This window comes from Pseudonocardia sp. (genome assembly GCF_050250275.1).
Classification (GTDB): domain Bacteria; phylum Actinomycetota; class Actinomycetes; order Mycobacteriales; family Pseudonocardiaceae; genus Pseudonocardia.
Genome location: NZ_JBFWOY010000015.1, coordinates 88,874 through 115,497, shown reverse-complemented (window position 1 = coordinate 115,497; position 26,624 = coordinate 88,874). Strand labels below are relative to the sequence as shown.

Here is a 26,624-nt window from a genome sequence, read left to right as displayed (position 1 = left end):
CGGGGCGACCATCTGCATCAGTGGGTCGACGAGCCTCGCCGACCTTCTGCAGAGCGGACAAGGCGGCCGGTGCGGCGCCGACGCTCACTCCGGCCGGCACGGAGGAAGTGACCTGCTGCGACGGGATCGGCAGATGTTCCTGCAGCGCACCATTCTTCCTTCACCGACCGATACGGCCATGATCGGTGAAGGAAGAATGGTGTCCGAGGATGATTCCGGCACCCGAGGGTCTGTCAGACCGTCATCACCCGAGCGAGCCGACCGATCGAACGGGCCGATATCGGCCGGTCTTTCCTCCCGCGCTCTCTTCCTTTGCTGCGCGCCGGAGCCGGGTGGTGCCCGCAGTCGCCGCCCGCTGCACGGTTGGAGCGGGGCGACCGCGGTGGGCCTTCACCGTCTCCGGTCTCAGGTCGTCCGGGTCAGTCGCCGGCGGCGTCGTAGTCGAAGATGATCTCCGATGCGACGAGTGGGCGCTGGAGTGTCCCGATCTTGACCCATGCGTCGATGCTCGACTGGAGGTCGGCGGTGGTCTCGGCGTCGTACGGCTCGTACCGCCCGAGGTTCTCCTCGAGATACTTGAGCTGGCTGGGGGAGAAGCCGTTCGTGGACCGCTGCTTCTCGAGCCACGCGGTCGGGTCGGCCCTCGTCTCGTCGCTCGCCGCGGCGTACCCGTCGAGTACTGCCTTGGCGACCGTCGGGTGCTGTTGGGCGAACTCACGCCGGACCACGAGAACTCCGTAGTCGTACTTCCCGTCGAGCTCTTCGCGCTTGACGATCGTGCGGGCGTTCATCCTCTCGAGGGCTGAGGGGATGAAGGTCGAGAACGCCGCCCACGCGTCGACGGAACCGTTCGTGAACGCCGCGGCGGCATCGCCGGGGCCGAGGAACACCTTGTTGATCTTGTCGGCGCTCAACCCGCGGTTGGCGAGTGCCATGTCGACGATGTACTCGCCCGCTCCTCCCCGGGTAACCGCGACGCTGCGCCCGACCAGGTCTTCGAACGTCCTCACCGGACTGTCGTTCGGCACGACGATCGTGGTGTTCGTGCCGGGCGCCTTCGTGTTGACGCCGAGGAAGATGTAGTCCCCACGTCCGGCGAGACCGCTGAGCGCGCCCGAGGTGGCGACTTCGGCGATGTCGGCGGCTCCGGCGTTCAGTGCCTCCAGGGCAGGCTCTGTGGCAGGGAAGTACCCTGTCGCCTCAGCCGTCGCGCCCGTCTTCGCGACGGTCTCCCGCACCTTGTCGGAGACGAAGCCGTAGCTCGTGCCCGGAGACCCGACCGTGACTATGCGCGCTACGACTCCGGCGTTGCCGGTGTCGGTCGACGCTTCGGGTGCAGGGCTGGAACAGCCGGTGACAGCGACGAGGGATGCTGTCGTCAATGCCGCGGCGATCTTCATACGACGCAAGATGGCCGAACGGGTGTCGAGAGGGGTGAAAGCGCTCATTGGCGGCCTTTCGGGACGAGGTGGGAGTGCGCTCCGACGAACACGGCGTTCATGCGGACCGATGGGAGTCGGCAGGCGGGACGGCAAGAGGGTCGTCGTGGTGGAGAACGAGATCCGTCCGCATCCCCGCGTCCCTCACCGGGGAGGAGTGCCTCGCCCGTCGTCATCGCAGACAGCCTCCGGGACGGCGTGGGTGCCTGGTCGGCGACCCGGCCGGGCGGGCGGTTGTCGTTGCCGCGCGCGAAGTGATGCCGCGCTCGAGCATCCGACGGAGCGGAACCTCGCGGGCGCGTGGATCTCGGTCGCCTGCCGCGCGTTCTCCGGTCTGATGGAGCTGGTGGCCGGTCATCGGCGTCACCGCAATCCCCGACCGGGCGATCCGACCGATGTCCCCGCCGGTGAAGACCTGTCGGTGGCTCGTGCCCCGGCGGAGGTCGCGAACGTCAACACGTCGCGCAATGCTCTCCACCGCCTGGGTGGCACCGGAGGAGTTCGTCGATACCCGGATCCGGGCCCGCGCGGTCTCGTCGAGCAGCGCTCGGCGGTCCTGCACCGTGGCGGACGCGAATCCGGCCCATCCAGTCTGGGGGTCCTGCGCCCGGCCCTGCACATGGTCACCGTCGGCGACAGGTTCGACCTGATGCCGGGCACCCGGACGCACCGCGATCGGGATGCCGCCCACCTGTGCCATTCGGACACGACTTCGCCCACACGTCCGGATGCGTTGGAGCGTCGGTCCGCGCCGAGCATGATCGTCGCACTGATCGAAGCGGCCTGACCTCCTGCGACCGGTCCGTACGGCCGGGCTGATGGTGTCGCAAGTCCACGGCCCTGGGACACCGGGGTCGTGTCGCTGCGGTTGTGGCCACGTACGGCTTCGCTGATGCCGGCCATTCGATCGACGACGTCGAATCCCGGCAGGCTCGTCAGGGGCGACCGGTTCGGCGGCTCGGTCGAGCACTCGCGGCGTGAGAGCGGCACGCCGGGTGGTGCCGATCCTGCGAGCAGACCTTCGCGACCGAGATGCGCATGTGGGTCAGTGATCGCGGCCGTCGGCGAGCGGCGGCGTGCGTCGATCGACGGCGTTCCCGGCCGGAAGGAGGCGGCGGAGCGGGTCTCGGTGGACATGGACTCGCCGGCGATCCGGACGTCGTGGAGCCCCGGCACTGCTCGGACGGTGGACACCGCCGTCGCGCGCCGGATGGCCCACTGTCCCTGTCCGGGGTGGGGGAGCGCGGCGTTGTACTTCCCGGGGGCCGTGGGGGCTGTCCGTCTCACGGGCCCGGCCGAACTCGGGTACGGGTCCTTCGGGCGTCGCGTGTCTGCATGCCGTTCTCCTCTGAACGCCTGCGTCGAGAGCCTTGCGCTGACGTGTCCGACTCGGGCGGCCTCGCCGGCAGGACGGCATCGCTTGCGATCGGTCGCACGATAATGCCCAGAGTCGACCCGAACCGTCAAGGTCCTTCCGACGCGTCGGACTCCGGGGCTGATCCCGGGTTGCGGGGAACGCGATCCTGCTGCGAACGTTCGATGTCGTCGCGGTGCAGCCGCGACCTCGCGTCGAACGGTCGCTCGGGCGCCGTGTCGCCTTCCGCCTGTGGTCACGTGCGTGACCTGATCCGAAGTCTCGGCGGCGACAGCCGCGCCGCCACTCAGGGGAGTAGATGAACAGGACCATCCGAGTAGGAACCGGCGACTTCACCTATCGTCTCGTGCCGGACTGGCCACGGATTCCGGACGGCCTGGACCTCGGCGACGTCGCCGACGTCCAGGTGGATGGTCGCGGCGATGTCCATCTGCTGAGCCGAGCCGCGAACGCTATCGTCGTTCTCGACGCCGGCGGCGATCTCGTTCGCCTGATCAGCTATCCCCACGAGGGAACTCTGCACGGAATCACTCTCGGGAGCGACCGGTCGCTCTGGTGTACGGACAGTGAACTTCATGTGGTGGTCCATCTCGACCAGGAGGGTGGAGTGCTGGGTGGACTCGGTGTCCTCGGTGTGCCGTCGGATACCGGCGCCGTCCTGGGGAAACACATGTCCGTGAAGCGTGGCGCCGGACCGTTCAACCGGCCGACGGCAACAGCTCTCGACTCGAGTGGCGACATCTTCGTCTCGGATGGTTACGGGAACGCCAGAATTCACCGCTTCACGCGCGACGGTCGACTTGTCGACTCATGGGGATCACCCGGACAGGCCCCTGGCCAGTTCAGGCTGCCGCATTCGATCGCGCTCGCCCGGGACGAGGAGGAAATGGTGGTCGCGGATCGGGAGAATTCACGTCTGCAGTTCCTCGGCCGCGACGGGTCGGTTCGTGCAGAATGGACTGACGTGTGCCGTCCCAACCGGGTCGCGCTGGACGCCTTCGGCAACGTGTTCGTCGCCGAGCTCGGGCTCCGGGTGGCGCGAGCGGAATGCTGTGACGGCATCCAGTTCCCGCCCGTCGGCCCGGGCACCCCCGGATCACGGGTATCGGTCTTCTCGCCCGAGGGCGCGTTGCTCGCACGGTGGGGAGGCTCCGGCGAGGTGTGCGGTCCCGGGGAGTTCTACAGCGCGCACGGCCTGGCGGTCGACGACCTCGGATCGGTGTACGTCGCGCAGGTGTCTCGCCGGGCGTCGCTGTCCAGCGGCCGATCCGAGCCGGTCACCTGCCACACGGTCCAGAAGTTCGAACCCGTGACCGCGCCTCACCGCAGGCGCCGGCCGGCTGGTGCGGGGTGCCCGCCGGCGGCCGGATGACGCGGTGGCGGATGGGCCGGCCGATGTTCCCGGCCTCGTGCCCGGGGCGGACGGATGGGTGGGAGAAGCGACGGCGAATCGTGAGGCAGGCGGCTACCTCGGGCGGCGGCCGGACGCCGGCGGGGCGGTCGATTCGCGCACGACGAGATGTGTGGGGAGAAGGAGCGCCTTCGGCGGGCTCGTGGGGCAGCGAAGGAGTTCGACCAGCAGGTTCGCGCTCTCGTAGCCGAGGCGGTCGTGTGGAACGTGCACAGTAGTCAGTGGCGGAGAGATGGCGTCGGTGAAACGCATGTCGTTGAATCCGACCACGGAAACCTGGTCAGGACACGACAGGCCGAGCCTCTTCATCGTCCGGAGGACGCCCAGCGCGATGAGGTCATTGCCTGCGATGATCGCCGTCGGCCGGCGAGATCGTGCGAGGACTTCGGCGGCCCCGGCTGCCCCGCCGTCCTCGGTGAATGCGTCGCACACGACGATTTCGGCGTCCGATTCGCTCAGGCCCCGCGCGGACGCGAACTCACGGAAGGCTGCGCGCCGCACCATCGACGTCGAGACGTCGTTCGGGCCGGAGAGGTGAACGATGTGGCGGTGGCCGAGTTCGACGAGATGATCGACGCTGGCGGCCATGCCGTTCCGGTCGTCCCCCAGGACCATCGGGAACGTGTTGGAGTCGGCTGCGCGATTCACCAGGACGACCGGAACGCCGCGCCGCTGGGCGTCGATCAGCACCTCGTCGTGCAGCCGCGCGGTCGCCACGATGAATCCGTCCACGCGTTGTGACAACATGGTCTCGAATTGTGCTCGCGCGCGTTCCTGGTTGTTGTCGGTGTTCCCGATCAGAACCGTGTAGTCGTGGGGAAGGAGGGCATCCTCGATTCCTCGGACGATCGGCGGGAAACGGGGATTGTTGAGATCGGGTATGAGGACGCCGACGGAGTTCGATCGGTTCGTGCGCAAGCCGCGGGCGATGGAGTTCGAGCTGTAGCCCAGCTCGCGCGCAGCGGCGTTGACACGCTGGACGGTCTCCGCCCGGAGCAGGCCGCTCGTGGCGGCGCTGAGCGCGCGCGCAGCTGTCGACCGGTGCACGCCGGCCAGCTTCGCCACCTCGGACACGGTAGGGCGCTTGTCCATCGCAGCAACGCTACAGCACGTTGCCGGGGATCGGTCGCACGATCTGGGGGAAACCGGCGCCACGCGACGTGACCGCGGGGGCGCCGGGGGTGAGGTGTCGCGACGTGCCGTCGGCGCCCCTCTCGGCACGTGTTCCGGCCCGCTGTGCGCCCGTGCGGCGGGGCGGCGAACGGGGGACCGTGGTCGCGCTCGGCGGTGACCGTGCGGCGGGATGCCGACCTGGCGTGGGTGCGCGACCGGAGGTCCGTCGCGACTCGTCGACGGCGTCCCGGGAAGTGGCCGGATGGAGCCGCGTCGACGCACACGCAAGGCCACGTGAGCGGCGCGACGACGTGCTGTAGTGATCACTCGTCGGCCCCCATGGTCCCAGCCCCGTTCAGTCCGCCGACGTCGGCGGCGCGAGCCGAGGACCGCCCCCGCGACGCTCTCGCGACGCGTGATCGACCGGGTCCCGTCCCAGGTCGGTCGGCGTGGTGACCGCCGTGCGGGAGCCCGGTCGGGGGAGGAGCCGGCCGCCCGGTCGGAAGCGTGGCTTGACGGCGTGGGAGGAACTGGCCAGACTCCGTGCGACCGATCGCACCATCGTTCCGAGTGACGGGATGTCGGTCGGACACCGCCTCGGCGTCGCCCCGTCCGTGGGGCGGGTCGAGCGGGGTGATGCTGCAGCAGCAGGAGAGACCCGCGGCGGTTCTCGTCGCGGTGGATGTGCGCGACGAGGTGTACGCCTGGCCGCCGACAGTCCTCTGGCGTCGCGCCTGTCCGATCCGACCGCCACGTCGCCGCACCATGTTCCTGGACAAGAGGGAGTCGAACGTATGACCCAGCAACTGGAGATCGTTCCTGTCGGAAGCGGGATCGGCGCCGAGGTCGTCGGCCTCGACCTCGGCCTGGACTTCTCCGACGAGACGTACTCCCGGCTCCGGACGGCTCTCGACGAGAACGGGGTCCTGTTCGTCCCCGATCAGGATCTGACGGTGGAGCAGCACCAGGGCCTCGCCCGGCGGTTCGGTGACCTGCTCACCACACAAGAGCTGCGAAAGGAAGCGGACGAGACCCAGAACATCGGGGACACCTGGCACGTGGACGGCACGTACACGGCCGCCCCGCCTGCCGTGACCCTGCTCGTGGCTCGAGAACTTCCCCGGTACGGCGGTGACACGATCTGGGCAAGCATGCGGACCGCCTACGATGCTCTCTCCGAAAGCCTGAAGGACACACTGGAAGGGCTCAGCGCGGTGCACGCGAACGTGCGCGGACTCACGCCGAGCTCGGCCGCGACGGTGCCGCCGGAGCCGTCCGTCGATGCCTATGACGATGCGGAAGGTGTCCTCCACCCCGTCGTCATCAGTCACCCTGGGGGCTTCAAATCCCTGTTCGTCAACCCGGCCTACACCGCCCGGTTCGAAGGGTGGACCCGTCGTGAGAGCCTCGGCCTGCTGAACTATCTGTTCCAGCACTGTCAGCGGCCCGAGTTCTCCGTCCGACTCCACTGGCGGCCGGGAATGGTCGCGATCTGGGACAACACGCAGGTGTGGCACCTGGCGGTCAACGACTACCACGGTCTTCGGCGCGTGATGTCGCGGGCGGTGGTCGCGGGCGCACCGCTCAAGGCGGCTCGCTAGGAGTGCGCTCCGGGGGGCGCCGGACGCATCACCGTGGTCGGGCTGGGTACCGAGGTCAGGCACGGCGGGGATCGGGCGAAGAAGCCGGCCGCAGGGCCGGCGGTCACGGAGATGGACACGTCCGCCTCGACGGCATCCCCGACCGGCTCGACGGCGTCCCCCGGCAGCACGATCACCTGAGAGGCACCGGGCTCGGCCGGCACCACGGCTCGCACCTCGGAGGACCGGGACACCGCCGAGATCACCCTCGGCTGCGGCATCGAGCCGGCATCCGATCCGGTGCTCCCGAGCCGAGGGCCAGTCTCGTGGGCGAGGGAAACGACTGGCAGGGACCACGACGTGTCGCGATCCTGCGGCCGGCGCGACAGACCTGGACCCGTCGGCCCGCCCCGAGCCGGCCCTGCCACCGCCTACCACCGGTCGGGGTGCGTCACGGTCGGGTCGCGCGCCGCAGCCGCAGCGCAAGGCTCGGGCAGGCGGCGACGGCGGCACGGGCGGCCCCGAGGAGCTCGGGCGTGATCGGGGAGCTCCGCAACGTGTCGTCGAGGATCGGGTAACCCCACTCGTCGAGGGTGACGTGTTCGGGCAGGAGGTCTGCGCACAGGCCGTGGCCGTCGCAGGAGAGCGGGTCCAGGCGCAGCCGGAGCTCGGCGCGGCGGTGCGTGGTCATCGTGCCCGGCCCGGCAACGGGAACAACGGTGGCGCGGTGGCGCCGCGGCAGGGCAGACCGCGCAGGTGGTCGTCGAGGTCGCGGCGGAACACGCGCAGGGCGCTGCGCGCGAGGCGGATCGCGCCGTCGGGGTGGGCGCAGGCGCCGCGACCGGCGATGGCGTCGAGCCTGCGGACGAGCCGGCTCGCCGCGGCCTGCGCCCCGGGGGTGACGTGGGCGATCTCGCGGAGGTCGAGCGCGATCGCGGCCAGGCCGAACCGGCAGGGCCCGCACTGTCCGGCGGACTCGTCTGCGAGATGGTCGAGCAGGTGTGCGGTCTCGGTGAGCCCGCAGGAGCGGGCGGGCAGGGCGAGCAGGATCGGGACGCCGAGGGTCGACCCGCTGGCGCGCATGGCGTCGTGGGTCAGCGGGGTGTCGAGCCCGTCGATCCCGAGCCAGGCGCCGCCGTATCCGCCGGACAGGATCGCCTGGACGGGTTCGGCAGGTCCGCCGGCGAGGTCGAGGACGTCACGGACGGTGGTGGCGGCGGGGACCTCGTCGACGCCGGGGCGGGCGAGCGCGCCGCCGGTGGTGACGAGCAGGGTGCCGGGCAGGTCGGGGGTTCCGACGCTGCGGAACCAGTCGGGTCCGTGGCGGGCGATCAGCGCGAGGTGGGCGAGGGTCTCGACGTTGTCGACAAGGGTGGGCCTGCCGCCGACTCCGCGCTCGGCGGGGTGTGGCGGGGTGGTGGTCGGGAGTGCGGGGCCGCCGGACAGGAGGTTGACGAGGGCGACTCCTCGCTCGCGACGTAGCGGGGCTCGACTTCCACGACCTGGACGGGCACGGGGTCGTCGCGGTGGGCGGCGTGGTCGCGGAGCTCGGTGCCGTCGGCGTGCACGCACAGGTAGGTGTCGGTGGCGCCGAGTGCGTCGGCGGCGAGCGCGATCCCGTCGAGGACGAGGTGAGGGGAGTGGCGCAGGAGCTGGGCGTCCTTGCGCGATGCGGGTTCGCCCTCGCAGCCGTTGGCCACGACGACCGGCCCGGACCGGCGGATGGGATGCCGGCGTGCCGCGGCGACCGCGCGCAGCTTCGTCGCCGTCGGGAACCCGGCGCCGCCGCGACCGCGCAGCCCCGCGGCGTCGGCGAGGTCGGCCAGTTCCCGCACGTCGAGTACAGGTCGTGGACCGTGGCGGCGGTGGTGCGCGTCGAGGTCGTCACAGGTCCCGTCGACGTACCAGGGGGCGAGCAACCGGTGGGCGGCGGACAGGGCGGGCACGGCGGTCATCGGAGACGCTCCCCGGACTCGTCGGACCAGATCAGCGCCCGCCACAGCAGGCCGGCCCCGGCGGCGACGACGCAGCCGAGGGTCAGGACGAGCACCCAGCCGGTGGTGGTGTCGGCGCCGCCGATGCCCAGACCGTGCACTACCGCGACCGGCCAGCACACGTAAGCCCCGACGTGGACGGCCCGCCAGGTCCGCAGACCGATCCTGGTGCGCAGCAGGCTCGTGACGATCAGGGCGAGGAGCAGGTCGAGCGCGACGGCACCGAGGCCGAGCCAGAACGGCTGGTAGCCGGCGAGGAAGGGGACGACGGTGTCCACCCAGCGGATCGGGACGTAACCGTCGAGGACGGCGGTGGCGACGTGGGCGGCGACGAAGACGACGGCGAGCAGCGAGACGTTGCGGTGCAGGCGGGCCAGGGTGAACCGCGGCCAGGCCGCGGTCGCTGCGCGGGCGATGCCGGACACGCCGAGGACGAGTGTCGTGGTGAGCAGGACCAGGGAGACGAGTCCGGCGGCGCGGCTGGCGTACCAGGTCCACATCAGAGTCGGCGTCCGGTGTGTGGCGGGGGTTCGTCCGGCCAGGTGCCGACGGTGCGGGCGGCGCCGTCGTCGGCGACCAGGCGGGCGGGCAGGCCGGCCTGGTCGAGCCAGGCGGGGGCGGTGGGTCCGAGCAACAGTGCCGCGGTGGCGGCGATGTTGGCGTCCACGCACCGGCCTGCGGCGACGCTGACGGTTCGCCAGCCGCGGTGGGCCGGCAGCCCGGTGCGGGGGTCGACGACGTGATGGCATTGCAGGCTTGCGCGCCGCCAGCGCCGGCGGGTGGTGCCGGAGGTCGCGAGCCCGCCGGAGGCGATCGCGACGATCGGGCCGGGCCCCTGGGAGGTGTGATCATCGTTGACACTGACCCGCCATGCGTCCGGTGGTGGCGGCCCGGCGACGGCGATGTCACCGCCGAGGCCGACCAGGACGCCACAGCCGGTGCGGTCGGCGATGTGGCCGGCGGCGTGGTCGGCGGCGAGCGCCTTGGCGGTCGAGCCGAGGTCGAGCCGCATGCCGCCGGGGACGACCAGTGTCCGGTTGGCGGGGTCCCAGCCGAGTTGCCACCAGCCGGGCGCCGGCCGGGCCGCGACGGCCTGGTCGGAGTCGGTCAGCTCGGCGAAGTCGCGGTCGTATCCGAGCGCGATCATGCAGGTCCCGACCGTGAGGTCCACGAGGCCGTCGGTGAGCTGCGCGGCGCGCACGGCCGTGTCCAGGTGCGCGGCGAGGGTGTCGCCGACCTGGACGGGAGTGCCCGCTGCCCGCTCGGCGGCGCGGATCTCCGAGTCCGGCCGGAACCGGGAACACGCGCGGTCGAGGTCGTCGAGATCGGCCCGCAGGAGGGAGACGGCGAGGGGGAGCGCGCCGCGGTCGTCGACCACCACGGTGGCGGTGGTACCGATCGCCGGGAACGACTCGGCCGCGACCGGCGCGACGACCACGGTCACGACGCCCCCGACGTGACGTGTGAGCGGTGCGCCACGGATGGCGCGACCGGGGTGGCCGGCGGCTGCAGGCCCTGCGTGCTCGATCCGCCCGGCGTGTGACGGGTGGAGCGAGTGTGCCGCGCGGGGGCGGGGGCATCGCCGGCGGCCGGTCCCGACGGCGCCTGCGTGGCCTGCGCGCCGGCAACGGGCGGGTCGGCGGAGACCGCGGCGGCGGCGTCGGTACCCGTCGCGGTGTGCGCGAAGACGACCGCGGCCAGCACGGTCGCCGCAACTCCGCCGGCGGCGAGGACTCCTGTCGTGTGCGAGGCTCGGCGCAGTCCACGGTCGCGGGCATCGGCGCGGGAAAGTTGCGACTCGTTCACGGCTCCCACTCAACGCCGGGCTTCTTGGAGGTTCCTGGGAGCGAGGGCGTCTGCTCGGACCGACGACGTGGGCTCGGGCGACGCGGGCGCCGGAGGTTCGTCATCATGGCGCTGTGAGCATCGATCCCGGGCGGGGCGAGGCGGACTCCGTGCTGCGTCCGCGCGTACTGCTGGTCGAGGACGAGGCAGAGCTGGCCGGGATGCTGGCGGGGTTGTTCCGCGAGGAGGGCTACGCGGTCGACGTCGCCCCGGACGGGCACACCGGCCTGCACTACGGACTGAGCCGCAGCTACGACGTCGCGGTACTCGACCGTGGGCTCCCCGCGGTGGAGGGGCTGGACCTGCTGGCGCGACTTCGGCGCAGCGGCGTCACCACCCCGGTGCTCGTGCTCTCGGCGCTCGGCAACCCCGCAGACCGCGTTGCGGGCCTCGACGCGGGTGCAGAGGACTATCTCGCCAAGCCGTTCGACATCGACGAGCTGCTCGCCCGGTTGCGGGCGCTGCGGCGCCGGCACCTGGACGCCGCACGGACGCTGCCCGTCGGCGGGGCCCGGCTGGACCTCGACGCACGCGAGGTCGTCGCAGGCTCGTCGCGGACGGCGTTGTCGCAGCGTGAGTGCGACCTGCTCGCCACCCTCGCGGCTCGGCCGCGGCAGGTGTTCGGGCGCGAGGACCTGCTCGCGTTGGCGTTCCCGGAGGCGGAGAACCCGGTGGTCGTCGACACCTACGTGCACTATCTGCGGCGCAAGCTGGGACGCGGCGTGGTGGAGACGGTCCGCGGGCGCGGCTACCGGATCGGCGCGCCGGGGTGAGCCGTCCCCGACCGGCCGGGGAAGCCGTCTTGGCCCGGCGGGCAGCGGTACGGCTCGGGGTGCAGGCCGCCGTGCTCACCGGGCTGATCGTCGTCGCGCTCACCGCGGTCGCGGTCCTCGTCCTGCTCAACGGGCAACGGGCGCAGGTCGGGGCGCAGCTGCAGCATGCGATCGACCGGGCCGACGACGTCGACGACCCGCCGGCCGGGATGTACCTGGTCCTGCGAGACCCGGCGGGGGTGCTCACCGCGTCGCCCGGGTTGCCCGCCGGGGTCGCGGATCTCGCGGCGGTGTCGGTGGCCGCGGTCGGGGGTGACCCGCCGATCGTCGAGCGCAACGTCGAGGACGTGCAGTACGAGATCGCGACGCAGCGCCGCGGTGACGGTGTCACGGTTCAGGCGATCCTCGACCTGACCGCCAACCACTCCGAACGCAATCAGCTGCTGGCCACGATGTTCGCCACCGGGATCGCCGGGCTGTTCGTGGCCGGCGCGGCCGGGACCTGGCTGGGGCACCGTGCGCTCACACCGCTGTCGGGGGCGCTGTCGTTGCAGCGGCGGTTCGTCGCCGACGCCGGCCACGAGCTGCGGACACCCCTGACGCTGCTCGGCACCCGGGCACAGCTGCTGCGCCGACGGCTGCGTCGAGACCCCGACACCGAACCACAACTGTTGGCCGAGGTGGAGGGGGTGGTCGCCGACGCCGGGCGGCTCACCGCGATCCTCGAGGACCTGCTGCTGGCCGCCGACCCGCTCGGAGTGCGGCCGCGGGAGCCGGTCGACCTCACCCAGCTGTGCCGCGAGGTGCTCGCCGCGGCCGGCGCGGACGCCGAGGAGCGCAGGATCACGCTCCGCCTCGACGCGCCCGGCCACGTACCGGTCACCGGGTCGACCGCGGCGCTGCGCCGGGCCCTCACCGCGTTGACCGACAACGCCGTCCACCACGCTGCCCACACCGTCGAGGTGACGGTGCGTGTCGAGGCGGCGACCGCGGTGGTCGATGTGGCCGACGACGGCAGCGGTGTGGACCCGGCGCTCGCGCCGCGGCTGTTCGACCGGTTCGTGACCACACCGCGTGCAGGCCCATCGCGCGTCGGAGCGCCCGATGGGCGCCGCTACGGGCTCGGACTCGCCCTGGTCGCCGAGATCGCCGCCGCGCACGACGGCGCGGTCGCGCTCGTCGACACCTCGGACGGGGCGGGTGCGTGTTTCCGCCTGACCCTGCCCAGCGCGGCCCGTGCAGTTCCAAGGAACCTCTGAGAATCGGCCGCGACGATCGACGTCGCTCCCCGACCACGGCGGAAGGCCCACCGTTGCCCACGTTCATGTTCGGACTCCCGCTGCACCCGCTGGTGGTGCACGCTGTCGTCGTCCTGGTCCCCGCAGCCGTGATCGGGGCGGCCCTCGTCGCGGTCCGGCCCCGCCTCCGCGGCCGGTGGGGATGGCCGGTCGTCGTCATCGCCGTGCTCGCGACCCTTGCCGTCCCCGTCGCCACCAGCACCGGGGAAGGCCTGGAGCACAACCTTCCGCGGACCGCCGCGATCGAGACCCATGCCGAGCTGGGTGATCAGCTGCTGATCCTCATCGCCCCGATGCTGGTCTGCGTCGCGGCCCTGGTCGTCATCGACCGGCTGCGGCGGCGGGCGGTCGGGCTGGCAACGTCGTCGGCCCGGCATGCCGGGCCGGGCACGATGGCCGCCCCGCGGATCCGTGACGGCCAGGCCCGGGTGGCGCTGATCGTGCTGGCGGCCCTGACGGTCGTGTTCGCCACGGTGTCGGCCGTGCAGGTCGTCCGGATCGGTGACAGTGGTGCCCGCGCAGCCTGGGGCAGCGTCCAGTACGTGCCCCAGCCGCGACCGGCCGGCCGGTCGCGGGACTGACCCGGCACCGGGCGCTGCCGCCCGTGGCTCGGGATCAGCGGTCGCAGACAGGAGCACCGGTCCGGTTGGCCGACACCAGCATCGGCGCGCCGTCGCGCCGTCGCGCCGTCGGTGGGCGTCGTCGTCGCCTCGCAAGCTCGGCCGATGCCCTGCCCGTTCACGCGGCGGCCCGACGAGCTGGGCTGGGCGCCCCGTCGAGCAGGTCTGCGTCGAACAGAGCGATCACGGCGCGGCTGTGGAAAGCCCGCCCAGCTCCAGCGCTCGGGCAGTCGTGCTGGACGGGTGACGAACGATCGGGGAGCCCCGCCGGCTGATGGTCAGTGACGCGCTCTTGGAGCGCGACGGGCAGTTGCACCCCGGCTGGGGGAGCAGGACGACGGCCGTCAGGTCGATCTCCAGCCGGAAGAACCACAAGGCGGTGATCGCGCCCGGGCGGGTCTCGAACTCCGTGCGGGGCGTCTTCTGGTCGTTCCCGCCGGACAGCGCCACCTGCACTGTCGCGCGACCGAGGTCGACCGATGTGACTACGCGAACCCGGTCCTTTCAGACGCGAGGTCTCCGCTCGGCACCGACCACGGCCTCGAGCCGGGCGAGGTTCTCGTGGACGAGGGCGAACAGGGCGGCCGGGCCGACGTCGCTCGAATCCGTGGGTTCGGCGAGGAGGCCGAGGACGGCGGTGGCGGCGAGCTGCTCGGCAGCCTCGCCGATGTCTCCGCGGGTGTGCCACCAGGCCACCCAGTTCCAGGTGCCGATGATCCCCAGCGCGGCGACCCGGGGGTCCACCGGCCGGAAGACGCCCGACCGTTGCCCCTCGTCGATGATGGCGATGACACCCTTGAGGATCTGCCGGCCCAGCCGGCGCTGAGTGGCGGCGAGGTGCTCGGGCATCGCGCTCTCGCTCTGGTTGAGCAACCGGAAGCGGGACGGTTTGGCCGCGATGAACTCGATCATGCGGCGGATGACGACATGGAGCTTGCGCGCCGCGTCGAGCGTGGCGTCGTTCGCGATCTCCGCCACGATGGCGGAGGCCGCGGCCGTGACGTCTTCCGCCAGCCGTTCGAGCAACTCGTCCTTGCTCTTGATGTAGTGGTAGAGCGAGGGCCTGCTCACCCCCATCGCGGTGGCGATGTCCTGCAGGGTCGTCCCGGCGAACCCCTTCTCGGAGAACAGCTGGGCGGCCTTCTCGTAGAGCTCGCCCTCCATGAGGTCCCGGCGGAGCAACGCCGACCGCTCGGCGGTGGCCGAGCGGGGTCCGCGCTGCCGTCGGGAGTCGCGGGGCTCGACGGCCGGGTCCGGGCCGAGGGAGGAGTCGTCTGCCGGCATGGCTCGTGATTCTCCTCGTCGGGCGGCGCGGACCCGGCCGCGGGCGGCTGAAGGGGTCATCCCGCCGCCGCCACCTCCGCATGGACCTGCGTCGCGCAGCCGGGGCAGGAGTAGGTGCGGAACACGAGCTCGCGGTCGACGTAGTCTCCGCCCGCCATGCCCGGGACGGCCACCGGCACCGGCAGTTCCCGCAGGACGGCCCCGGTCGGCAGACCGTTCTGCAGCCCGCCGAGGATTCCGCCGCAGTGTCGGCAGCCGACCTGACCGTCGTGGAGCGCGAGGTTGTCGTCGATCGGTGTCCCTCGCGCACCCGCTGCCGGGTCGACGGCGACAGGATCGGAGCCGATCCGCGCGCGCCGCAGCTCTTCCCGCCGGCTCACGGTCGCGTCGAGGTCCGCCGCGAGCGAGTCGTCGAGGACGACGCCGTAGACGTCCAGCGCCACCTGCGGTGAGACGCGGCGGGCCCGCACGTCGTCGGCGACGCCGGCGGGATCGCGCAGTACGGGGTCGCCGTACCCGCCGCCGCCACCGGGGTGCACGAAGATCGCGTCGCCCAGCCCGATGAGCGTCTCCGTGCGGTTGTGGACGGTCTCGATGGTGCCCCCGAGCTCGTCGAGGCTCGCGGGGATCACCCCCGACGCCAGCAACGCGGTGACGTCCGCGTCCCGGACGATGAGGTCGCGGCCGGCGCCGCCCGGGTAGCCGCCGGAGAGCCCGGCGCTCTCCGCCCGCGCCTTCCCGTTGGCCGAGAACGCACCGCCGACCGGGTAGGGGGTGTCGTGGGGCACGAGGCAGATCGAGATGGACAACCCGCCCCGGGTGCGTCCCGCGCCGCCGGAGTCGATCTCCTCGCGTCGCCACAGGAACAGGTAGGGGGCGAGGAACTCCTGCATCTCGACGTCCGGCGCGCGGCCCATGGGGATCGGCAGGATCCCGGCGGTGTCCGCGCCGTCGGAGTCGGGCTGGGCGCCGTAGCCGCCGGCCATGACGTCGAACAGCATGGTGACGTTCGGTTGCCCGCGCTGGTCGACCCCGGCGAGGGTGACGACGTCGTAGGAGCCGGTGCACACCGACTGGACCCGTGCGCGCAGCTCGACGGAGGTGTCGAGCATCCGGCCCAGGCATTCGGCGACGAGGTTGGACGTCGCCCAGGCCGACGAGATCGGCGCCAGCCCGATGGCGGCGGGGAATGTGGCGTTGTTGATCGTGCCTTCCTCGGAGACCAGGTCGAAGCAGCGCATGAGCCCACCCGCGGACCACGGGATGTCCCCGGCGAGAATGGGCAGCAGGGCGAACATGACGCCGGCCCGCATCCCCGAGTACGGGCAGTTGATCATCCCGACCTGGGCGTCGGTGCCGGTGAAGTCGAAGGTCAGCCGGTCGCCGGTCTTGGTGAGGGTGAGCGCGATCTTGTGCAGCCCGCGATCGCCGACGGAGGCCTGCTCGAGGTAGCCGACGCTGCTCCAGCTCCCGTCCGCGATACCGGACAGGCGCGAGCGCAGGCGGCGCTCCGAGTCGTCCATCATCGCCTTCATCACGACCTTGACCCGGTCGGCGCCGTACCGCTCGGCGAGCGCGGTGAGCCGCTGGTGGCCGACCTGGTTGGCGGCGATCTCCGCGCGCAGGTCGAGCTGGACGTGGTGGGGCATCCGGGAGCGGCGGACGAACGCGTCGAGCACGTCCTCCTGGAGGACGCCGCCTCGCACGATCTTGATCGGCGGGGTGGGCAGGGCCTCGCTGTAGACGTCGCCGGCCTGCAGGTCCACGGAACCGGGCTTGGTGCCTCCGATGTCGATGAGGTGGCAGACGGCGCTCGTCCAGCCGAAGAGCCTTCCCTCCCAGAACACCGGCGCGATGATCGCCGTGTCGTTCTGGTGCAGGCCGCCGCCCACCCAGGGGTCGTTGCTCAGGAACATGTCCCCGGGCTCGATCCCGGGGTTGCCGGAGCGGTTCCGCAGGATCCAGTAGACGGCCAGGTCCATGGAGGCGACGAGGCCGGTGTTGTAGAGCCCGACCTGCACCTCCTGTCCGAGCTCGTCGCAGATGGCGAAGTCGAAGTCGTTGGCCTCGGTGACGCCGGGGGAGCCGGACATCCGCTTGAGGGTCTCACCCATCTCGTCGGTGATCGACCAGATGCGGTGCCGGATGACCTCGTAGGTCAGCGGGTCGACGGGTTCGGCGTCCGGCGCGACCTCGTGGAGGGCGAGCCGGGAGTCGATGGACCGCCGCAGCTGGTCCATCGGAATCGGCCTGCTGCTGAAGGCCTCGGAGCCGGGGACGGGAACGACACTCATCGCTCGTCCTCGCTGACGCTCGGACGGCGCTTCGCGCAAGGGCGCTGTGTCGATGAATCGCTCGCAGGCTCGCTCATCGCGGGGCCTCCTCGGTGAGGGTGATGCGGATGTTGCCGAGCTCGTCGACGCGGGCGCTGCGGCCCGCGGGGACGGCGACGGTGGTGGTGGGCACCTCGATGACCGCGGGGCCGGGCACCACGTGGCTGCTGTGCAGGAGTGAGTAGTCGTAGATCGGGGTCTCCTCGAAGCCGCGTTCGGACTGCAGGTAGACCGGTCTCCGCCGGGAGATCGGGGCGGGCCCGTCCGCGGTGGTGTGGTGCGGCAGCCGGGGGCGGAAGGGCAGCCTGCCGACGGCGTGGACGCGGTAGGTGATGATCTGGAAGCCCGCACCGGCGAAGCCGGAGCCCTCGCCGAACAGGTCGGCGTAGCGGCGTTCGAAGGACTTGGCCATCAGTTCGACGGCTTCGGCGTCGATCCGGCCGTCCGGGGCCTCCGCGGTGACCTCGAACATCTGGGTCGTGTAGCGGGCGTCGAACTCGCGGCGCAGTTCCACCGAGGCGTAGTCGACGCCCTGGCGCTCCAGTGCGCCCCGCGCCTGCCGGGTGAGCCGGTCGTAGGTGTGCTCGACGGTGACGGGGTCGAGGGGGAACGGGGCGGGGTCGGAGAGCTCGGCGGTGACCACGACGTCGGAGGCGGCGAGCCCGAACGCCGAGAACCCCGAGGCCGCCGCGCCCAGTGGGATCACCAGCTCGCTCGCGCCGAGCTCGGAGGCGAACGCGGCCGCGTGGATGGGGCCGGCACCGCCGAAGGCGTAGACCGCGAAGCCGCGGGGGTCGTGTCCGGACTCGACGACGGCCTTGCGAGCGAGGTCGGCGGTCTGCGCGTTCTGCACCTCGTAGATCGCGGCGGCAGCCTGCCGGGCGTCGAGGCCGAGCGGTTTGCCGATCTTCTCCGACAGTGCGGCCTCGGCGAGGTCGCGCCGCAGCCTGCGGCGCCCGCCGAGGAAGTTGTCCGGGTTGATGATGCCGAGCACCAGGTCGGCGTCGGTGACGGTCGGTTCGGTGCCGCCCGCGTCGTAGGCGACGGGGCCGGGTACCGCGGCTGCGCTGCGTGGCCCGACGCGCAGGTTGCCGCCCTGGTCGATCCAGGCGATGGCCCCGCCGCCGGACCCGATGACGTCGACCTTGATCGTCGGGACGTTGATGGGGTGTTGGTCGATGATGGTGCGCGAGGCACGGACGGGTTCGCCGTTGACCACCATTCCGACGAGGAACGTCGTGCCGCCGACGTCGGCCGTGACGACGTGTCGGTGGCCGAGCTGTTCGGCCAGCCGGGAGGCACCGACCACCCCGCCGGACAGGACCGACCCGACGGTCGTGATCGCGGAGGCCGGCGCTTCCTCGGCCGAGATGGTGCCGCCTGCGCTCTGCATGATCAGCAGTGGTCCGGTGAGCCCGCGTTCGGCGAGCTGCCGGGCCAACGGTTGCAGATACCGCCGCAGCGGCGGGCCGAGCTGGGTGTTCATGATCGTGGTGGCGTTGCGGGCGAACTCGCGGATTCGCGGCGAGACGTCGCTGGACAGCGACACGAAGGTCTCCGGGGAGATCTCGGCGATGATCTCGCGGACGCGGTGCTCGTGGGCAGGGGTCTGGAAGGACCACAGCAGCGAGACGGCGATCGCGTGGACGCCGGTGTCGAGCAGCCCGCGCACGGCGACGCGCACCTCGTCCTCGTCGAGCGGCACCACGATCCGGCCGCTGTGGTCGACCCGCTCCGTCACCTCGGCGACGCGCTCCTTCGGGACGAGCGGCGCGGGCTTGCGGGTGTGGAGGATGTCCTGGGTCTCGTGGGCCGAGAGGCCGAGGTAGCGGCCCTCCACGTTCATGATCGCGATGGAGTCGCCGTGGCCCTTGGTCGTGATGAACCCGACCGGGTCGACGTCCTTGGTCACCAGCGCGTTGATGCTGGCGGTGGTGCCGTGCGCGATGTAGGCGGTGTCGGTGAGCAGCTCGCGCTCGCCGGTCCCGAGGTTGGCGGCGAGCTCGGCGACGGCGTTCAGTACGCCCTCGGCGTAGTCGTGCGGCGTCGACGGCGTCTTCGCGCCGACGATGCGGCCGTGTTCGTCAGCGGCAACCGCATCGGTGAAGGTGCCGCCCACGTCGATCCCGATCACGTATCTCACTACTACGACCTCCTTGTCGCGCAGGGTCAGGCGGTGGTGACGGTGGCGCCGAGCCGGCGCTTGTCGATCTTGCCGACGGGGGTGCGGGGCAGTTCGTCGAAGTGCTCGATGAACTCGGGCCACTTGTACTTCGCGACGCCGCGGTCCTCCAGGAACCTCTGCAGGTCGTCCAGCTCGACCGGGGGCACATCGGGTTCCAGCTCCAGGCACAGGCAGGCACGCTCGCCGAGCCGGGCGTCGGGGACCGGGATGAGCCCGGCGCAGCGGACCCCGGGCAGCTGCAGCGCCAGCGCCTCGATCTCAGCTGAGTTGATCTTCTCCCCGCCACGGTTGACCAGGTCCTTCGCCCGGCCCTCGAACACGTAGCGCGGGAGGCCTTCGATTCGGCGCAGCGACATCAGGTCGCCGGTGCGGTAGAAGCCGTCGGAGGTGAAGGCCTCGGCGTTGCGCTCGGGGGCGGAGAGGTACCCGCGCAGGGTGTACGGCCCCCGTGCGCAGAGCTCGCCGGTCTCGCCCTCGGGGACCGGGGTCTCGGTGCCGGGCTCGAGGATGCGCACCTCGTCGAGCGGGGAGATCGGACTCCCCACGGTCAGCCTGCGGGACTCCGCAGGATCGTCGAGCGGGGTCACGGTGCAGAGCCCCTCGCCCATGCCGAAGAGCCCGGCCACGCGGATGCCCCGGCCGTCGAAGGACTCGAAGAGCTCCTCGGAGATGGCCGACCCGCTCAGCACGATCCGGCGGGCCCGGGCGAAGGCCGCCTCGAAGAGCGGGTGCTCGCGCATACCGGCCGCGACGCCTGGCTGCAGTGTGGTGTCGGTGATGCCGACGTCGGCCATCAGCGGGAGCATGACGTCGAGGTCGCGGGTGCCGACGACGAAGGTTCCGCCCACGCCGTGGACCGGGTGCAGGGCGCACACGATACCCACGTTGTGCATGAGCGGTCCCATGTGGACGATGCGCGTCGTGTCGTCCCACCCCAGTCGCTCGGCGTAGGCGCGCGCATTGTACCAGTACTCGGCGTGCAGTCGCGGGATGACCTTGGGAACGCCGGTGGTACCGCCGGAGAGTTGGAAGACCGCCACGTCGTCCGAGGCCGCGGGGACCTGCGCGAGAGCGCGCGTGGTGTCGTCGTCGAGCTCGGCGCCGAGGGTCTCGACCGCGACGACGCCCGGCGTGGGCGCCCGGTCCCCGATACCGAGTACGACGCGGGACGGGTCCGTGCGGTCGGCGAGGTCGCGGGCGAAGGCCACCAGATCGAAGTTCGGGAGGTCGGCCTGGACGAGATGGGCGACGGCATCGGTCTGCGCGGCGATCGGGCCGATCTCGTGCTCGCGATGCACGCTCAGTGTCGCGACGGGAACGAGCGCGGCCTTGAGCAGGCCGTACCACGCGACGACCGCCCACTCGGTGTTCTCGATCTGCATCAGGACGGCGCCGCCCGCGGGCAGGCCGAGCCGCACCAACCCGGCGGCGACCCGGTCGCTCGCGGCGTCGAGTTCCGCGTAGGTGTACCGGCCACGGGGGCCGGCCAGGGCAGGCGCGTCGGGGGTGCGCCGGGCGACGGCGCGGAACTCGTCGGGAATGGTGCGGTCGTGCCAGAGCCCGTCTGCGCGGTACCGGGCGACCATGTCGTCGGGGTAGGGGACGACGCCGTCGCGACGCTGCGTCAGCTTCATGAAGGGGTTCCTCGCAGTGTGGGAGAGGAGGCGGGCACCGTCTCCAGGACGGGCCCGTCGGTCAGTGCCACGAGATCGGCGCGGCCGGCGACGAGTCCATCGGCCGCATCCTGCAGGTGCGTGCGGTCGACCACCACGACCACGAGTGCCGCGAGCTCCGCGCGCAGCCGTTCGCCCACGGCGAGCCGGTTCAGTACCGCGGACCGATCGTCGGGGCCGGCCAGCACGAGCGCTCCCGGGGTGGCCGCCAGCAGGTCCGCAGCGCGGTCGAGGAGCCGCTGGCCGGTGGGGCCCCAGGCGTCCCCGTCCTCGACGTCGAGCACTCCGCTGATCGGGACCGTGCGCTCGGCGAGTGAGATCAGCCTGCTCGACAGCTCCATCCCGGGCGCGCGCAACGGGCGGTCGAGGACCCACCCGGTCAGCCCCTCGGCGGGGGTCTGATCGACGTGGACCCCGGCGAACTCGGCGACGGCGCGCGGCACGATGCCCCCGGAGCTGTGATGCAGGTCCTCCAGTGACAGCACGCCTGCCCGGCTGAGGAAGGACAGGGCGACGCGGTCGGGCGGGAGATCGGCCCGGTGGCCGAAGGACTCCCACCACAGCTGGCTGCGCCGGGCGCGTTCCTGGAGCCGGTCGACCGCGGGCCGGCGGGCCGTCTCGAACCGCGCCAGGGCTTCGCCGATGTCGGGCTCGTCGTGGTCGAGGGCGTCGTGCAGGGCGATCGCCGAGTCCATGGCCAGTTTGGTGCCCGAGCCCAACGACGGGTGCGCGGTCGCGGCGGCGTCGCCGAGCAGCACGACGTTCTCGTGCACCCAGCTCTCGTTGGTGATCACGCGGAAGTGCGCCCATCGCGACCTGTTGCCCAGCAGCCTCCGACCGCCGGAGAGGTCGGCGAACCACTCGGACAGGTAGTCGAGGGAGCGCTCGTCCGAGTCCGCGGACAGCGGGTCCAGCTCCGCCGCGTCGAGGCCCGCGGCCCGTCGGCTCTCCGGATCGGTCTCGATGACCACGGTGGAGCGCCCGGCCGCATACGGGTAGGCGTGTGCGACGAAGAGTCCGTCGGGCGTGTGGACCGGAAGGAACGTGCTGCCGGGCAGCTCCAGGTCACTGCCGCACCAGATGAACAGCCCCCGACCGGTCGTGATCGACGGGCGGAAGGCCGCGGACAGCCGGTCGCGGACGGCGCTCGACACCCCGTCCGCGGCGACGACGAGATCGGCCGAGCGCACGCCGTCGAGCGTGGCGGGTTTCCCGAACCGCACCACGACGCCTGCCGCCTCGGCGTGCGCGAGCAGGAGGCGGAGCAGCTCGGTCCGGCCGATGGAGACCCCGCTGTTGAAGCCCGGGAGATGCACGGCGCCACGGGTGAGCAGGAACCGCCCCGCGGAGAACCGGAAGCCCGCCGCCAGCACGTCCCGGTGCAGCTCCGGGTCCGCGGCCCGGACCGAGTCCAGCAGGGCACCCGTGAGGCCTACTCCGAAGCCGAACGTCCGCCCCGGTTCCAGCCGCTCGTGGACGGTCACCGCCCACTCCGGGTGCCTGCGCTTGAGCAACCTCGCGGCGAACAGCCCGCCCGGGCCGCCGCCGATCACCTCGACCCTGCGCGGGGCATCGCGTGCCATGCCCGCCACCTCCTGGAACGTCGTCGGTGCCGCCGGCGTGGCGGTGAATCGCCGGGCCGCCGGTGACCCATGGCCGGGAACACTCGTGCTCCGCGACGACATCGTCAACGGTTCACCGCAAGCGTCACCGGATCGGCCTACGTATCCGTCGCGTAGATGACGCATCCGTTGACGGTGCTCCCTCGGGCTGCCTACGGTGGCGGACGTCGACGAGTTCAAGGGAGGTCTCTCGATGACCATGGACCAGCCGTTGGCGCACACGGTGCGCGGTGTGGACCACGCCGCCTTCCCCACCTTCGCCCCGGCGGAGACGGTGCGCTTCTACCGGGACGTCCTCGGCTTCCCCGTGGTGCACTCGGTCTGCGCCGCGGGCTGGGGACCTGCGGACCACCCGGACTTCATCCACTTCTTCTTCGACATCGGCATGGGTGACCGGATCGCGTTCTTCTACTACTTCGGCGTCGACCGCTCGGTCGCCGGCGCGGCGGGGGCGAAGGGGGACGACTACGCCCGGTTCGGACCGGAGGTTCCCGAGTACTTCGTCAACTCCCGCCACCTCGCGATCCACGTCGACGGTGAGAACGACCTGCTGGAGTACCGCCGCCGCCTGGACGCCAGCGAATGGCCGGTGTTCATGCAGATCCGCCACGAGACGATCGAGTCGATCTACACCCACGACCCGAACGGTTACATGTTCGAGATCACCCGGGCCATGCGGCCGGTCACCCCTCAGGAGGACCTGGACGCGAACCTGACGATCGATGCGCTGCTCGACGTCGTCGACGGGCCGGACCCCTCGTTCGGGAACCTGTTGGCGCGCAAGGCCGAGCTGATCATCGAGCGGGCGGGGGCCTGGGCGCCGGCGCACGAGGTGCAGGTGCCGTGAGCACTCTCTACGTGCTCGACGTCCCGGAGAACACCTCCGTCGCGGAGGTGGCGGCGGAAGACCCGAACGTGACAGTCGACCGGATCGGCCCGTACTTCCAGATCAAGGCCGACGGAGCCGTCGTGGTCGACCGCCGGGCGACGACGTGTCGGCACGCGGTCTGGTACTCCTGCGTGGCCGGGGTGGATCGGGGCAGCCGCATCGTCCAGCACGACAGGGACGCGCTGCGCGTGGAGCCGGTGTGACGACGGGCCTCGGCACAGGCCGCTACCTGGTCCCCGGTCGCCGTCCCGTGGTCACGACGACCTCGGTGCACGAACTCTCGACCCATGACGCAGCGACCGTGCGGGGGGTCCTCGCCACGGTGCCGGGCGCGCGGACCGTGGTGTGCCTGATGCACCCTCGCCAGGACGTCACGCACCACCCGCTGGTGCCGCTGCTGCTGCAGGCAGGGGTGGCGGTGTGGACCCAGCACAGCAGGTCGGTGAACAACGACCTGAGCCTCGTGCACGAACAGGCGCTGCTCGACGTCGCGTCCGGGATGACGTTCGTGCGCGAGCGGTTCGAGTCCGTGGTGACCCTGGGCCATTCCGGCGGGGGCACTCTCTACGCCTATTACCACGAGCAGGCCGGGCTGCCCGGGGACCGGCGGATCTCCCGGACCCCGGGTGGGCGGCCGGTACCGCTACCCGAGGCGGACATGCCGGTGCCGGACGGGGCGGTCTTCCTCGCCCCGCACCCCGGCCAGGGCCGGCTGCTGCTCGGGTGTATCGATCCGTCGGTGGCGGACGAGTCGGACCCACTGTCGGTGATCCCGGAGCTGGACCCGTTCGCCCCGGCCAACGGCTTCGCCGAGCCGCCGGCCGGCTCGACCTACCCGCCGGAGTTCGTGGAGCGCTATCGGGCCGCGCAGCGCGAACGGGTCGCCCGGATCGACGCCGTCGCGCGCAAGCACCTCGCGGAGGCAGCGAAGTACCGCACGGCGTGGAAGGCACACGGCCGGGCCGAGGACCGGCGCCACTCGCTGGCCCCGCGGATCATGACGATCTACCGCACGGACGCGGACCTGCGCACGGTCGACCTGTCCCTGGACCCCAGCGAGCGACCCTACGGCTCGGTGTTCGGTCGGCGCCCCGACCTCATCGACTACGGGCTGGTCGGGTTCGGCCGTATCACCACCCCCGAGGCGTGGCTGTCGACCTGGTCGGGCCTGAGCTCGAACGCAGACTTCGTCCGCTGTGCCCCGGGCGTCACCGTGCCGACGCTGTTCCTCGAGGTCACCGGGGACCAGGCCGCCTTCCCGGCCGACTCCCGGGCGATGATCGACGCCCTCGGCGCCGCGGACCTCTCCAGCGAGCGGGTCCGCGGTCTGCACTTCGGCAACTCCCTCGCCGAGGGCGAGCCCACCGGCAACGAGCTCGCCGCTGCGCGGATCGCCCCGTGGCTGGCCGACCGCTTCGCCCTCGCCCCCACCGACTGACGCCCACGAGTACGGCGCGACCGTGCCTTTCGTGCCACGAGAACGGTCGGCAGGAACCGATGAGAACAACAGAAGCTGGTCGGACGGTGGGGCGGGTGGGGCTCGAACCCACGACCTGACGGATTATGAGTCCGCTGCTCTGACCAACTGAGCTACCGCCCCGGCCGCGCCACGATATCGGCTCGGCGGGCAGCCCCGTCCAGGGCGTACGAGCCGGCGTGCCCGCGGACCGGGTCGCGGCCGGGCGAGCCGCGTCTCATGGTCGACGCGATCGGGAGCGGCGCGCGGGTCCTGCGGCAGGATCGGGCGACGACCGGGAACCGGAGGGACCAGCGATGCGCTATGTGGCCGTCGGCGACAGCTTCACCGAAGGCGTCGGCGACCCGGACGCGTCCGGGGCGATGGTGGGTTGGGCGGACCGGGTCGCGGCGGGGATGGCCGCCGCGTACGGGGAGCCGGTGCAGTACGCCAACCTCGCCGTACGGGGGCGGCTGCTGGCGCCGGTGGTGCACGAGCAGGTGCCTGCGGCGCTCGCGCTGACCCCGCCGCCGACGTTGGTGACGCTCAACGGCGGCGGCAACGACATGCTGCGTTCGCGGACCGACATCGCGTCGTTGGTGGCCCTCACCGAGCGGGCGGTGCGGGTGTGCCGGGACGCCGGGACGCGGCTGGTCCTGCTCAGCGGGGCCGATCCGTCCGACCACATCCCGTTGGGATCGGTCGTGCGCAGGCGGGGGAGCGCGCTCACCGCCGCGGTGGCCGAGCTGGCCGCGCACAACGACGTCACGTTCGTCGACTGTTTCCACGACCGCGAGCTCCGTGCGCGGGGGAACTGGTCGGCGGACCGGCTGCACCTCAACGCGGCCGGGCACCGGCGCGTCGCGGGTCTCGTCCTCGCGGCGTTGGGGGTCGAGCCCGCGGGCGCGGCCGCGGACGCGGGTCCGCAGGTGGGCGACCCGGCCGACGCGCCGCACGGTGTCCGGTACTACCGCGAACACGTCCTGCCGTGGGTCGGCCGCCGGCTGCGGCGCCGCTCGTCCGGCGACGGCCGTTCCGGCAAGGCGCCGGACTGGGTCACGGTGGGGCCGACCGTCGCGATCTGAGGCGGCCGCCCGTTGCGGCACGTGTCCCCGGGATCGCCGCGGCCGACGCGCGGTCGTGTCCGGTGCCGGCGGAACCGGGTGCTCCACGAGCGCCGACCGCGGACCTCGACCGGGCGACCCGGCCGATGTGGACGGCGGCGGGCAGGGCGGTGCGCGACCCTGGGGACATGGACGAACCCGGCGGGGACGACGCGCACCCGCTCCACGTCGACCGGGCCGCGCGGCTCGCGGCCGAGCGTGCCGACACCGAGGCCCGGATCGCGGGGCTCACCCGGCAGGTTGCTGCGCTGGCCGACGAGCAGGCCCTCACCACCCACGACGACGAGCACGACCCCGAGGGCGTGACGATCGGGTTCGAGCGGGCCCAGCTCCAGGGCCTGCTCGCCGGGGCGCGCCGCGACCTGGAGGCTCTCGAGCGGGCCGAGCGCAGGCTCGCCGACGGCACGTACGGACGGTGCGCGCGCTGCGGTGGACCGATCCCACCCGAGCGGCTCGACGCGCTGCCCGCGGCCGAGACGTGCGTCGCCTGTGCGCCGTCCCGGCGCCGGCGCTGAGCCCGCCGGCCGTGCCTCGGCCGCGGTAGGACGACCCCGGTCGGTTGCGGCGTGGCCCTCCCATGTGACCCACCCCCACTTCGCTACCCGGTGTG

The 26,624-nt window shown here is 72.1% G+C and carries 24 protein-coding genes and 1 tRNA gene; 11 read left to right on the top strand and 14 right to left on the bottom strand.

Annotation, left to right across the window (positions count from 1 at the left end; translation table 11 throughout):
• Positions 1–419: 419 nt before the first annotated feature.
• Positions 420–1,400 (bottom strand): ABC transporter substrate-binding protein, encoded by a 981-nt coding sequence (locus AB7F12_RS15390; protein WP_428497925.1) that lies wholly within the window; start codon positions 1,398–1,400, stop codon positions 420–422.
• Positions 1,401–1,776: 376 nt separating this feature from the next.
• Between AB7F12_RS15390 and AB7F12_RS15385 the strand changes: the two genes are divergently transcribed.
• Positions 1,777–2,226, top strand: coding sequence for a hypothetical protein (locus AB7F12_RS15385; protein ID WP_428497924.1), 450 nt, complete (start codon positions 1,777–1,779; stop codon positions 2,224–2,226).
• An 886-nt stretch (positions 2,227–3,112) separates the two neighbouring features.
• The gene (locus AB7F12_RS15380; protein WP_428497923.1) at positions 3,113–4,186 is read left to right on the top strand and encodes a hypothetical protein; all 1,074 of its coding nucleotides are present in this window, start codon (positions 3,113–3,115) and stop codon (positions 4,184–4,186) included.
• Between the two features lie 93 nt (positions 4,187–4,279).
• Here AB7F12_RS15380 and AB7F12_RS15375 read toward each other — a convergent pair whose 3' ends face one another.
• The gene (locus AB7F12_RS15375) at positions 4,280–5,317 is read right to left on the bottom strand and encodes a LacI family DNA-binding transcriptional regulator (RefSeq protein WP_428497922.1); all 1,038 of its coding nucleotides are present in this window, start codon (positions 5,315–5,317) and stop codon (positions 4,280–4,282) included.
• A gap of 815 nt (positions 5,318–6,132) precedes the next feature.
• On the opposite strand from AB7F12_RS15375, the gene AB7F12_RS15370 reads away from it, so the two are divergent.
• Positions 6,133–6,939, top strand: coding sequence for a TauD/TfdA dioxygenase family protein (locus AB7F12_RS15370; protein ID WP_428497921.1), 807 nt, complete (start codon positions 6,133–6,135; stop codon positions 6,937–6,939).
• A 430-nt stretch (positions 6,940–7,369) separates the two neighbouring features.
• On the opposite strand, the gene AB7F12_RS15365 is transcribed toward AB7F12_RS15370, so the two are convergent.
• The 5 genes from AB7F12_RS15365 to AB7F12_RS15345 all read right to left on the bottom strand — a co-directional run bounded on the left by AB7F12_RS15365 (position 7,370) and on the right by AB7F12_RS15345 (position 10,356).
• The gene (locus AB7F12_RS15365) at positions 7,370–7,609 is read right to left on the bottom strand and encodes a ferredoxin (protein WP_428497920.1); all 240 of its coding nucleotides are present in this window, start codon (positions 7,607–7,609) and stop codon (positions 7,370–7,372) included.
• On the bottom strand, positions 7,606–8,001 hold the full coding sequence (locus AB7F12_RS15360) for an NADH-ubiquinone oxidoreductase-F iron-sulfur binding region domain-containing protein (protein WP_428497919.1): 396 nt from the start codon (positions 7,999–8,001) through the stop codon (positions 7,606–7,608). Before AB7F12_RS15360 ends, AB7F12_RS15365 begins: the two co-directional genes overlap by 4 nt.
• 248 nt (positions 8,002–8,249) lie before the next feature.
• Positions 8,250–8,873 carry a hypothetical protein gene (locus tag AB7F12_RS15355; protein WP_428497918.1) on the bottom strand — a complete coding sequence of 208 codons (624 nt, stop codon included), beginning with the start codon at positions 8,871–8,873 and terminating at the stop codon, positions 8,250–8,252.
• A complete protein-coding gene (locus tag AB7F12_RS15350; protein ID WP_428497917.1) occupies positions 8,870–9,412 on the bottom strand; it encodes a ferric reductase-like transmembrane domain-containing protein in 543 nt (180 codons plus the stop codon). The genes AB7F12_RS15355 and AB7F12_RS15350 overlap by 4 nt, the downstream gene beginning before the upstream one ends.
• Entirely contained in the window at positions 9,412–10,356 is a 945-nt protein-coding gene (locus AB7F12_RS15345) for an FAD:protein FMN transferase (protein ID WP_428497916.1), read from the bottom strand. Before AB7F12_RS15345 ends, AB7F12_RS15350 begins: the two co-directional genes overlap by 1 nt.
• A gap of 475 nt (positions 10,357–10,831) precedes the next feature.
• Here AB7F12_RS15345 and AB7F12_RS15340 point away from each other — a divergent pair, with 475 nt between their 5' ends.
• The 3 genes from AB7F12_RS15340 to AB7F12_RS15330 are packed head-to-tail and all read left to right on the top strand — an operon-like array spanning position 10,832 to position 13,409.
• Entirely contained in the window at positions 10,832–11,530 is a 699-nt protein-coding gene (locus AB7F12_RS15340) for a response regulator transcription factor (RefSeq protein WP_428497915.1), read from the top strand.
• Between the two features lie 29 nt (positions 11,531–11,559).
• Positions 11,560–12,789, top strand: a complete 1,230-nt coding sequence (locus AB7F12_RS15335; protein WP_428497914.1) for a sensor histidine kinase — start codon at positions 11,560–11,562, stop codon at positions 12,787–12,789.
• Between the two features lie 53 nt (positions 12,790–12,842).
• A complete protein-coding gene (locus tag AB7F12_RS15330; RefSeq protein ID WP_428497913.1) occupies positions 12,843–13,409 on the top strand; it encodes a DUF2231 domain-containing protein in 567 nt (188 codons plus the stop codon).
• A gap of 222 nt (positions 13,410–13,631) precedes the next feature.
• Here AB7F12_RS15330 and AB7F12_RS15325 read toward each other — a convergent pair whose 3' ends face one another.
• From AB7F12_RS15325 to AB7F12_RS15300, 6 genes are all read right to left on the bottom strand, one after another.
• Positions 13,632–13,898: a hypothetical protein gene (locus AB7F12_RS15325; protein ID WP_428497912.1), complete on the bottom strand. Its 267-nt coding sequence runs from the start codon at positions 13,896–13,898 to the stop codon at positions 13,632–13,634.
• Between the two features lie 54 nt (positions 13,899–13,952).
• Positions 13,953–14,732, bottom strand: a complete 780-nt coding sequence (locus tag AB7F12_RS15320; protein WP_428497911.1) for a TetR/AcrR family transcriptional regulator — start codon at positions 14,730–14,732, stop codon at positions 13,953–13,955.
• Positions 14,733–14,788: 56 nt separating this feature from the next.
• Positions 14,789–17,026 (bottom strand): hydantoinase B/oxoprolinase family protein, encoded by a 2,238-nt coding sequence (locus AB7F12_RS15315; RefSeq protein WP_428497910.1) that lies wholly within the window; start codon positions 17,024–17,026, stop codon positions 14,789–14,791.
• 73 nt (positions 17,027–17,099) lie between these two features.
• Positions 17,100–19,208 (bottom strand): hydantoinase/oxoprolinase family protein, encoded by a 2,109-nt coding sequence (locus AB7F12_RS15310; protein ID WP_428497909.1) that lies wholly within the window; start codon positions 19,206–19,208, stop codon positions 17,100–17,102.
• 26 nt (positions 19,209–19,234) lie between these two features.
• Entirely contained in the window at positions 19,235–20,884 is a 1,650-nt protein-coding gene (locus tag AB7F12_RS15305) for an AMP-binding protein (protein ID WP_428497908.1), read from the bottom strand.
• Entirely contained in the window at positions 20,881–22,506 is a 1,626-nt protein-coding gene (locus AB7F12_RS15300; protein WP_428497907.1) for an FAD-dependent monooxygenase, read from the bottom strand. The genes AB7F12_RS15305 and AB7F12_RS15300 overlap by 4 nt, the downstream gene beginning before the upstream one ends.
• Positions 22,507–22,738: 232 nt before the next feature.
• On the opposite strand from AB7F12_RS15300, the gene AB7F12_RS15295 reads away from it, so the two are divergent.
• From AB7F12_RS15295 to AB7F12_RS15285, 3 genes are all read left to right on the top strand, one after another.
• On the top strand, positions 22,739–23,392 hold the full coding sequence (locus tag AB7F12_RS15295; RefSeq protein WP_428516608.1) for a VOC family protein: 654 nt from the start codon (positions 22,739–22,741) through the stop codon (positions 23,390–23,392).
• On the top strand, positions 23,389–23,637 hold the full coding sequence (locus AB7F12_RS15290) for a hypothetical protein (protein ID WP_428497906.1): 249 nt from the start codon (positions 23,389–23,391) through the stop codon (positions 23,635–23,637). The genes AB7F12_RS15295 and AB7F12_RS15290 overlap by 4 nt, the downstream gene beginning before the upstream one ends.
• A gap of 149 nt (positions 23,638–23,786) precedes the next feature.
• On the top strand, positions 23,787–24,872 hold the full coding sequence (locus AB7F12_RS15285; protein ID WP_428497905.1) for an alpha/beta hydrolase: 1,086 nt from the start codon (positions 23,787–23,789) through the stop codon (positions 24,870–24,872).
• Between the two features lie 87 nt (positions 24,873–24,959).
• On the opposite strand, the gene AB7F12_RS15280 is transcribed toward AB7F12_RS15285, so the two are convergent.
• Positions 24,960–25,034, bottom strand: a tRNA-Ile gene (locus AB7F12_RS15280).
• A gap of 173 nt (positions 25,035–25,207) precedes the next feature.
• Here AB7F12_RS15280 and AB7F12_RS15275 point away from each other — a divergent pair.
• Together AB7F12_RS15275 and AB7F12_RS15270 are read left to right on the top strand one after the other, a co-directional pair.
• Positions 25,208–25,975 (top strand): SGNH/GDSL hydrolase family protein, encoded by a 768-nt coding sequence (locus AB7F12_RS15275; RefSeq protein ID WP_428497904.1) that lies wholly within the window; start codon positions 25,208–25,210, stop codon positions 25,973–25,975.
• Between the two features lie 167 nt (positions 25,976–26,142).
• Entirely contained in the window at positions 26,143–26,529 is a 387-nt protein-coding gene (locus tag AB7F12_RS15270) for a TraR/DksA family transcriptional regulator (RefSeq protein WP_428497903.1), read from the top strand.
• The last annotated feature ends 95 nt before the right edge of the window (positions 26,530–26,624 follow it).